Source organism: Rhizobium sp. PEPV16, from assembly GCF_008919455.1.
GTDB lineage: Bacteria > Pseudomonadota > Alphaproteobacteria > Rhizobiales > Rhizobiaceae > Rhizobium > Rhizobium leguminosarum_Q.
Map to the genome: position 1 here is coordinate 14,698 of NZ_VSZV01000273.1, position 6,815 is coordinate 21,512.

The window sequence follows — 6,815 nt, forward strand, 5'->3', positions numbered from 1 at the left end:
GCTGGCGCTGTCGTCGGCATCCTGGCTGATCAGGTGGCTCACAAACTGCAGCTGCATGTAGACTTCGAGTAGATTGGCTGCCCGGCAGGCGAGGATTGCCTCGACCAGCGGCTCGACATGACGGTCGAGCGCCGTGACGCGCTGGTCGTCGCCCAGGCGTATGGCTTCCTCGATTTGCACGCAACGCAAGGAAAAAGCTCGAAAAAGCTCCAGCAAGACGCCTCCCACTCCCATTGTCCCAAGAGACGAGTCCGAAACCTCACATGGCTGCACTTCCCAAAAATGCGCCTTCCGGTAGACATTATTCGCGTCTTGGTGGTGACGGGTAACATGAAGTGCCCTCAGTTTCAATCCGGGAGCACCTGCCGCTTTTCACCGCTGATAAATGGGGGTGGACCTTTTTTAGAGTATGATGCCGAAAAGTGTGAGCGGTTTTCGGGCGACATCATGCTCCGCTATTCGTTTGGAGCATCCTATTCTAAGGCGCGAGCGTCTGCTTGATCTGCCAGCGGTCGTGATACCAGAGCCACTGCTCCGGATATTCCCGTACCCAGCTTTCCACCTTGTCGTTGAGCAGCTGGGAGGCGGCAGGCAGATCGAGATTGCCCTTGGCGTCGCGCGGCATGTCCAGCCGCGGCTCGATTTCCAGCCGGTAGCGATTTCCCGGCAGCCGGATGCAGCGGGCCGGATAGACTTCGCAGTCGAACTGGCGCACCAGCTTCGGCAGCAGCGGATTGGTCTTGACATCGCGCCCGAAGAAGGTGCCCTTCAGCCCCTTGCGGAATTTCTGGTCGACCAGCACGCCCACCCCCTGGCCTGCTTCCAGCTGACGGGCGAGCGCGAAGGACGAGCCTGCATGCGAGGGCACCAGCTTGCCCATGCGGGCGCTTCGGAAGTCGAACACCTTCTTGGCGACATAAGGATTATTCGGCGGCCGAAAGAGCACGGTGACGTTGAGCCCGAAGGCGGCACCCGCCACCGGCAGCAGCTCGAAATTGGCGGTATGGCCGGTAAAGACGATGAAGGGGCGCGGATTGTCGCGCAGGTCGAGGAAGATCGGGACGCCCGACACTTCCACCCTGCCCGGCTCCGACTTTTCGGGATCATAGTCGAACAGCTGGTCGAGAAAGACGTATTCCGCAGCAAGCCGGCCCATATTGCCCCAGCTGGCGAGCGCGATCTCCTCGATCTCGGCCTCGCTCTTCTCAGGGAAGGCATTGCGCAGATTGGTCAGCATCAGTCTGTGGCGGCTGGTCAGCCGGCCGAGCCGGCGCATCATCCTGTCGGCGAAGCGGATGGCGCCGTCGGCCGGAAACAGCTTCAGGAAATTCAGGAAGCCGAACATCACCTGAGCCACCAGCCATTGCTGGAAATTCCTCAGCGCCAGAACGATCCGGGTGATGAACAGCTTCACGCGGTCAATCCATCTTCAGGATGATCTTGCCGAAGATCTGGCGCGATTCCATCCGCTCCAGCGCCCGGTCGATATCGCTGAAGCTGACCTCGGTATCGATGACGGGATGGACGAGCCCGCGGCCCATCTTCTGCATCGCATCCGCCATGTTCTCCATGCGACACCCGAAGGAGCCGAAGAGCTTCAGCTGCTGCTGGAACAGCATCATCAGGTTCATCTCTGTCGAAACACCCGAGGTCGAGCCGCAGGTGACGAGCCGCCCGCCGCGCTTCATGCAGAGCATCGAGCCTGCCCAGGTGTCCTTGCCGACATGTTCGAAGACGACGTCGACGCCCCTCTTCTTGGTGAGCTTGCGCACCACGCCTTCGAAACGGTCGGTGCGGTAGTTGATGACGTGATCGGCGCCGAGTGCCTTGGCCTTTTCGATCTTGTCGTCCGAACCGACCGTGGTGATGACGGTGCAGCCGATCTTCTTGGCGAGCTGGATCGCCGCCGTGCCGATGCCGGAGCCGCCGGCATGGACAAGGATCGTCTCGCCCGGCTCAAGCTTGGCATTGTCGAACAGCATGTGCTCGACCGTGCCGAAGGTGACAGGAGCAAGCGCCGCGCCGATCGCGTCGACGCCGGGTGGGGCCGGCACCAGCAGGCGCGCCGGCAGATTGACCTTCTCCTGTGCGAAGCCGTCGAGATGGAAGCCGTGCACGCCGGAGACATGTTCGCAGAGATTGTCGCGGCCTTCGCGGCAGGGGCGGCAGAGGCCGCAGGTGCGCGCGCCGTAGATGGAGACGAGCTGGCCCGGCAGCACGTTGGCGACGCCCGGCCCGATCGCCTCGACGACGCCAGAAGCTTCCGCACCGATGACCAGCGGCATCTTGCGCTTGGCGAATGCCATGCCGCGCCAGCCCCAGACGTCGATATGGTTGAGCGCCACCGCCTTGACGCGCAGCGTCACCTCGCCGGCACCAGGAGCGTCCGGTTGCGGCAGGTCGGTGATCTCAAGCTTGCGGTCGTCGATCAGTTGCAAAGCGCGCATGGCAAAATCCCTCGCCTTCAAGACGGTCTTCTTGTTTTGAAATTGTCGCGAACCGCTTAAGCCGGTTCGAGCGCCATGACAAGGCTGGCATTCTGCCCGCCGAAGCCGAACGAGTTGGAAAGCACGGCCGAAACCTGTGCTGCCCGCTTCTTGTTCGGCACGACATCGAGAACGATCGACGGATCGGGGTTGTTGTAGTTGATGGTCGGCGGCAAAGTGCCGGTCAACATCGTCTGCAACGAGAACACCGCCTCGACGGCGCCCGCCGCCGTCAGCGTATGGCCGATCATCGACTTGTTCGACGAAACCGGAATGCCGACGAGCCGCTCGCCGAACACGGCCGACATCGCGCCATACTCCATCTTGTCGTTCTCCGGCGTCGAGGTGCCGTGCGCATTGATGTAGCCGATGCCGCTCTCGTCGATGCCGGCATCGGCAAGGGCCGCGCGGATCGTCGCAATTGCCGGGCCGCCATCGGGCGACGACCGGGTGCGGTGGAAGCTATCGGCCTTGTCGCCGGCGCCCTTCATGATGCCGAGCACCTTGGCGCCGCGGGCAACCGCTGATTCCAGCGATTCCAGCACCAGCGTCGCCGCACCCTCAGCGATGACGAAGCCGTCACGATCCTTGCTGAACGGCTTGGAAGCCTTGGTCGGCGGATCGTTCTGTGTCGAAAGGGCTGACAGCAACGAGAAGCGGATCAACGCTTCGGCACTCAGCGATCCGTCGGTCGCAACCGTCAGCGCGCGATCCGTACGGCCTTGGCGGATCGCCTCGATGCCGAGCTGGATCGCCGTGACGCCGGAGGCGCAGGCGGTCGACAGCGTAACGGGAAGGCCGCGGGTGCCGAACCGGTCGGCAAGGCGTTCGGAAATCGCGCCGAACAGGGCGGCCTCATGGAAGGCCGGATCCGGACGCTGGCGCAGCGCCGTCAGGAAGCGCTCATAAGCATCCCCTGGATGGTCGGAAGCCGGCGAACGGTCCGCAAGCTCGAAACGCGCGCTCCACTCCGGCTCGATCGGCGGGGCGGCGAGAAACAGCGGGCCGTTGAAATCGCCGGAAAGGCCGGCATCGGCAAGCGCCTCGATCGTCGTTTCGCGGGCGAAGGCATAGGAGCGCTCGACGGCGTTCGGCACCGGGATGCCGATAAAATCGACGGTGCCGGCGATCCGCGTCGACAGGCCCTCGGTCGGAAAGCGGTTGATCTCATGGATGCCCGACGTGCCTGACGAAAGCGCTGCCCAGTTATCGCTGAGGCCCTGACCGAGCGAGGTGATGATGCCCATGCCGGTAACAGCCACGATCGGACGGCCGAGGTGATCTCTATAAGCGGAAGCTGTCATATCTCTCACTCCTCACGCATCTGCGGAAAGAACGGCAACGCCCTCGCCGCGCTGGTGTCCGACCGTGGTCACGACGGCGGCCGCGGCCCCTGCCCGCATCGGCGCCTCATGGGCGGCATCGAAGGGCGGAACCTTGGCCTTGCCGTCGACGGCAAGGGCTGCAAGCGCCAGACCCAGCGTGAACTGCGTCTCGATCGTATGGCCGGTGACGCCGCCGAAGCCGCGGATCGCAACGTCGGGCAATTGATGTTCGAGCACGGCCCGCTCGCGGGCGGCAAGATCGTGCATGCCGGTCGATCCGGAAAAGATCGCCGTGCTCTCAGTGGCAAGCCCGGCAGCCGGTGCCAAAAGCCGCTCCAGCCGAACTTCGAGATTGCCGGAATTGCGGTTGCCGCGGTCGCCCTCGACCGCGTCGATGACAGCATAGATATGGGCGCCGCGGGCTTCAGCATGTTTGCGCGATTCGAGCACCAGGAAGGCGCCTGCCGAACCAGTGATCATGCCGCCGCCGTCGCTCGGCTTGCGCGACCAGAGCGGCACCCAGTCGCCGCGCGCATGGGCGCCGATCGCCTCGGTGAGCAGGATCATATCAGGCCGCTCAGCCGCGAAGGCGCCTCCAACAAGTGCATGCGAGGATTCGCCTGATTTGATGCGGTAGAAGGCGGTCTCGACGGCGGAAATGCCGGCCGCTTCCTCGCCCATGAAGGTGCGCGAAGAGCCGGTGACCTTGTGCACGATCGAGATATTGCCGGCGAGCAGATTGGAAAGCTGGGCGAGGAACAGTGTCGGCCTCAGCTCGGTCGTCAGCTTCTCGTTGAGCAGCAACTCGCGCTCATTGCGCTTCAGCGCTTCGTCGACGATCAGTGTGTCAACATTGATGTCGCGTTCGCCGCCGCCGGCCGCCACGATCATGTCCATCGTGCCGCAGGCTTCGATATCATCCTTGAAACCGGCGTCATCGAGCGCAAGGCCGGCGGCGAAGACGCCGATGCGCTGCCAGTTCTCCATCTGGCGCTGATCGCCGCGCTTGGCGATCTGCTGCGACCAGTCGATCTCGGGCAGCGGATGCACCGGATAGGGCTTGAACTTCTCGGTCTCGATGATCGCCTTCGGGGTGCTCGCGGCCGAAAGCAGCGCGATATGCGCGTCCTTGCCGACGCCCTGACAGGTGACGATGCCGATGCCCGAGATGACGACGTCGTTTGCAGCCTTGCTCATCCAATCACTCCCTGCGCCGCGATCGCTTCGAGAAGCCCGATCTCGCCGGCACGTTTCTTCACGATATCGCCGAGCGGCACCTCGGAAAACGGCATGGTGCGCAGTTTCAGCTGCGCATCGCAGACCTTCTTGCCGCCGCTGGTGATTTTAGCCTTGGTGACCGCGAAACCCGAACCGTCATGCTCCAGCACCGCCTCGATGTCGAGCACGGCTTCCGGTTCGACGAAGGTGCGCATCTTGGCGCCGTCGACCGTCATCAGGAAGGGCATGGCGGCAAAATTGGTGACGGCAAGCACCAGCATGCCGGAGGCCTGGGCCATGGTCTCGATCAGGAGCACGCCGGGAACGAGCGGCATGCCGGGAAAATGACCCTCGAAGACGGGGCTCTTGGCCGGCACGACGGATCGCGCCTTAAGCGTACCCTTCTTCAGGTCGACCGCTTCGACGCGGTCAATCATCTGGAAATATTCCAGCAGCATTCGGATCCTCCGGCCCGACAGGCCAGATCCGCCCGCCGGTGACGCCTAAAGCGCGTCTGGTTCGCACTTTAGGTCTTTGTTTTATGCATGCCGTTATCCCAAAACCGCTGCGCACTTTTGGGCGGCATGCACTAATTAGGAACGAAACCGCCCGGCCGCCATATTCAGGGCGGCAGGGCGTTCAAAAAAGACTGTTATATCGCTCAGGCCTTGGCTGCTTTGAGCTCGTCGATCTTGGCGCAGAGGTTCTTCAGCACGAAGTATTCTTCGGTGGAAACCTTGCCTTCGTTGACTTCCTGCGTCCACTTTTCGAGCGGGATCTTGATGCCGAATTCCTTGTCGATCGCAAAGACGATGTCGAGGAAATCGAGGCTGTCGATACCGAGGTCGTCGATCGTATGGCTCTCCGGCGTGATCGTCGCGCGGTCGATCTCGCTGGTTTCTGCAATAATGTCGGCAACTTTATCGAATGTAGCGGTCACGCGCTGTACCTCATGAAATGACGATTTAAATCCCCTCATAGGCAAATCCATTTCAAAAGCCAATGCTTTCGTCCCGGCGTTGCGGCAATTTGGCAGCTGGGTGTTGCCTAAACAGCAATGGAATGCCGGCCTTTGCCGTCGCGCAAGGCGCGAGGCGATGCCACTTTAGAAAGCCAGCCCTGTCGGCGGGGCGAAGAAGCCATCCGAATCAAACCCGCGGACGGCCTCGTGTCGACGCTGGATTCCAACAACAGCCATGGCACGCAAACTTTGATCTGGATCAAATCGCGGTCCCGGCGAAATTGATAATCATCAAGCCGCGCTGGAAGAAATCGGGATAGCCGAACCCGCAATCGCGGCGTAATCGTCTAGGGTATGCCCAGCATGCCCGGCATGCGCAGCGACACCCGGCACACGCGGATTTCGAAGGGATCAGGACATGGACGTCGCACGCAGTGAGGTTTCCGACGCCGGCACTCTCGTCGCCTGCCGTTCCTGCCAGGCGCGGCACGGTGTGGTCTGCGGCGCGCTGTCGAGCAGCCAGCTCCGCGAACTCGGCCGCCACTCGCTGCGCCGCAAGGTCGATGCCGGCAGCGAGATCATCGCTCAAGGCGCGGAAAGTTCCTTCTATTCGAACATCATGCGCGGGGTAGTGAAACTCTGCAAGGTGATGCCGGACGGGCGCCAGCAGATCGTCGGCCTGCAATTCGCCCCCGATTTCGTCGGCAGGCCCTTCGTGCGCGAAAGCACGCTGTCGGCCGAGGCTGCGACCGATTCCGAAATCTGCGTCTTCCCGCGCAACCTGCTCGACCGCATGATATCGGAGACGCCGGAACTGCAGCGCAG

Annotated in this window: 7 protein-coding genes and 1 pseudogene; 1 reads left to right on the top strand and 7 read right to left on the bottom strand. The window is 62.5% G+C overall.

The features are described 5' to 3' along the window. From FY112_RS11980 to FY112_RS12010, 7 genes and pseudogenes are all read right to left on the bottom strand, one after another. A pseudogene (locus FY112_RS11980) lies at positions 1 to 273 on the bottom strand (diguanylate cyclase); the annotation flags it as partial. A 205-nt stretch (positions 274 to 478) separates the two neighbouring features. Next, positions 479 to 1,414 (bottom strand): lipid A biosynthesis lauroyl acyltransferase, encoded by a 936-nt coding sequence (locus FY112_RS11985; protein ID WP_017960824.1) that lies wholly within the window; start codon positions 1,412 to 1,414, stop codon positions 479 to 481. A gap of 4 nt (positions 1,415 to 1,418) precedes the next feature. Beyond that, on the bottom strand, positions 1,419 to 2,447 hold the full coding sequence (locus tag FY112_RS11990; protein WP_131718610.1) for a zinc-binding dehydrogenase: 1,029 nt from the start codon (positions 2,445 to 2,447) through the stop codon (positions 1,419 to 1,421). 56 nt (positions 2,448 to 2,503) lie between these two features. Then, positions 2,504 to 3,790: a beta-ketoacyl-ACP synthase gene (locus FY112_RS11995; RefSeq protein ID WP_017960826.1), complete on the bottom strand. Its 1,287-nt coding sequence runs from the start codon at positions 3,788 to 3,790 to the stop codon at positions 2,504 to 2,506. A 12-nt stretch (positions 3,791 to 3,802) separates the two neighbouring features. Next, on the bottom strand, positions 3,803 to 5,008 hold the full coding sequence (locus FY112_RS12000) for a beta-ketoacyl-ACP synthase (RefSeq protein ID WP_131718611.1): 1,206 nt from the start codon (positions 5,006 to 5,008) through the stop codon (positions 3,803 to 3,805). After that, positions 5,005 to 5,487: a 3-hydroxyacyl-ACP dehydratase FabZ family protein gene (locus FY112_RS12005; RefSeq protein ID WP_003540474.1), complete on the bottom strand. Its 483-nt coding sequence runs from the start codon at positions 5,485 to 5,487 to the stop codon at positions 5,005 to 5,007. The genes FY112_RS12000 and FY112_RS12005 overlap by 4 nt, the downstream gene beginning before the upstream one ends. Positions 5,488 to 5,690: 203 nt before the next feature. Beyond that, entirely contained in the window at positions 5,691 to 5,969 is a 279-nt protein-coding gene (locus tag FY112_RS12010; RefSeq protein WP_003540486.1) for an acyl carrier protein, read from the bottom strand. Between the two features lie 439 nt (positions 5,970 to 6,408). On the opposite strand from FY112_RS12010, the gene FY112_RS12015 reads away from it, so the two are divergent. Next, the coding region (locus FY112_RS12015; protein WP_151518471.1) for a cyclic nucleotide-binding domain-containing protein at positions 6,409 to 6,815 on the top strand (407 nt) is incomplete at its 3' end.

What these genes read in the sequence shown, in the direction of transcription:
- FY112_RS11990 (WP_131718610.1), bottom strand. Translation starts at nt 2,447, where the DNA reads ATGCGCGCTTTGCAACTGATCGACGACCGCAAGCTTGAGATCACCGAC.
- FY112_RS11995 (WP_017960826.1), bottom strand. Translation starts at nt 3,790, where the DNA reads ATGACAGCTTCCGCTTATAGAGATCACCTCGGCCGTCCGATCGTGGCT.
- FY112_RS12000 (WP_131718611.1), bottom strand. Translation starts at nt 5,008, where the DNA reads ATGAGCAAGGCTGCAAACGACGTCGTCATCTCGGGCATCGGCATCGTC.
- FY112_RS12005 (WP_003540474.1), bottom strand. Translation starts at nt 5,487, where the DNA reads ATGCTGCTGGAATATTTCCAGATGATTGACCGCGTCGAAGCGGTCGAC.